This window comes from Sphingopyxis sp. UBA6723, assembly GCF_002454115.1.
Classification (GTDB): Bacteria; Pseudomonadota; Alphaproteobacteria; order Sphingomonadales; family Sphingomonadaceae; genus Sphingopyxis.
The window spans coordinates 1,889-3,577 of the sequence record NZ_DKIH01000002.1 but is presented as its reverse complement, the minus strand read 5'-3'; the positions used below and the strand labels follow the sequence as shown (position 1 = coordinate 3,577).

The 1,689-nt window shown below is 65.0% G+C and carries 2 protein-coding genes and 1 pseudogene; all 3 read left to right on the top strand.

Going from position 1 to position 1,689, the window contains the following annotated elements; translation table 11 throughout:
- Positions 1 to 195: 195 nt before the first annotated feature.
- Positions 196 to 375: a 50S ribosomal protein L32 gene (gene rpmF, locus B4F07_RS00310; protein WP_088439508.1), complete on the top strand. Its 180-nt coding sequence runs from the start codon at positions 196 to 198 to the stop codon at positions 373 to 375.
- Positions 376 to 397: 22 nt separating this feature from the next.
- The gene (gene plsX / locus B4F07_RS00305) at positions 398 to 1,405 is read left to right on the top strand and encodes a phosphate acyltransferase PlsX (protein WP_293704325.1); all 1,008 of its coding nucleotides are present in this window, start codon (positions 398 to 400) and stop codon (positions 1,403 to 1,405) included.
- A pseudogene (locus B4F07_RS00300) lies at positions 1,402 to 1,689 on the top strand (3-oxoacyl-ACP synthase); the annotation flags it as partial. The gene plsX and the pseudogene B4F07_RS00300, both read left to right, overlap by 4 nt.

Sequence of the window (1,689 nt, the reverse complement as noted above, 5' to 3'; positions counted from 1 at the left end):
AAAAACGCTATAGCCCCGCCCGATCCGGCACCCGACACCTTCTGGCGTTGAGGCACCCTTCGGCGGACGATTTTCAGGCCAATATGCGGCAGGAACAGCGTTTCGCACGGCGGGCGGGCCAGTCATTTCCGGCAACGGGGGTGACAAATCCGGGTAGCCGATTCGTGACACACTATTGAGAATGCAGGAAATAACATGGCCGTTCCCAAGCGAAAAACCTCGCCCTCGAAGCGCGGTATGCGTCGCAGCCACGACAGCCTGAAGGTTGAAGCCTTTCAGGAATGCCCCAATTGCGGCGAACTGAAGCGCCCGCACAACCTGTGCAGCGCCTGTGGCCATTATAATGGCCGCGAAGTGGTGTCGGTCGGCGCCTGACCCCTAGCCGGAGCGCAAATACATGGCACTGACACCGCGAATCGCGATTGATGCGATGGGCGGTGACGTCGGCGTGCGCATGATGCTCGCCGGCGCCGCCATGGCGCGCCACAAGCATGACGGCCTGCGCTTCATCCTCGTCGGCGACGAGGTGCAGATCAAGGCGGCGCTCGAAAACCACCCCAATCTGCGCGCGGCGTCGGACATCATCCACACCGACGGCGTGGTGACGGGCGAGGACAAGCCGAGCCAGGCGATCCGCAAGGCGAAAAGCACCTCGATGGGGCTGGCGATCGACGCGGTGAAGCGCGGCGATGCCGGCGGCGCCGTGTCCGCGGGCAACACCGGCGCGCTGATGGCGATGGCCAAGCTGGCGCTGCGCACGATGCCGGGGATCGACCGGCCTGCGCTCGCGGCGCTGCTGCCGACGCTGGGCGACAACGATGTCGTCATGCTTGACCTGGGTGCCAACACCGAATGCGACGCAACCAACCTCACCCAATTTGCGGTGATGGGCGCGGCCTATGCGCGCNNCGCGCTGCTCAACATCGGCACCGAAGAGCTGAAGGGCACCGACGAGATTCGCGATGCTGCGGCGATGCTGCGCGACGCGAAGGGGCTGCCGATGGAGTTCACCGGCTTCATCGAGGGCGACAAATTGTCGCGCGGCGATGTCGATGTGATCGTCCATGACGGATTCTCGGGCAATATCGCGCTCAAGACGATCGAGGGGACGGCGCGTTTCGTCACCGACCTGCTGCGCCGCGCCTTCACCAGCTCGACGCGCTCGAAGATCGGCTTTCTGATCTCGCGGCCCGCGACCGAGCTGCTCCGCCATCATCTCGACCCCAACAACCATAATGGCGCGGTGTTCCTAGGCCTCAACGGCGTCGTCCTCAAAAGCCATGGCAGCGCTGACGCGAAGGGGGTCGCCAATTGCGTCCACCTGTGCGCCGAGCTGATCGAAAAGGACATTACGCGCCAGGTGACCGACGATCTGGCGAATTTCCGCAGCGGTCAGGCTGAATGACCCTGCGCGCGATTCTGGCGGGCACCGGGTCGGCGCTGCCGCGCACCCGCGTGTCAAACGCCGAGCTGGCGGAGCGCGTCGACACCAGCGACGAATGGATCGTCGAGCGCACCGGCATCCGCTTTCGCCATATTGCCGAGCCCGACGAGACGACCGCGACGCTGGGTGCTGCGGCGGCGCAGCAGGCATTGGCGGCGGCGGGGCTTGAACCGTCCGATATCGGGCTGATTATTCTCGCCACCGCGACCCCCGACAATACGTTCCCGGCCAGCGCGACCAAGGTG

Coding starts and splice junctions, on each gene's coding strand:
- rpmF (WP_088439508.1), top strand. CDS start 196: ATGGCCGTTCCCAAGCGAAAAACCTCGCCCTCGAAGCGCGGTATGCGT.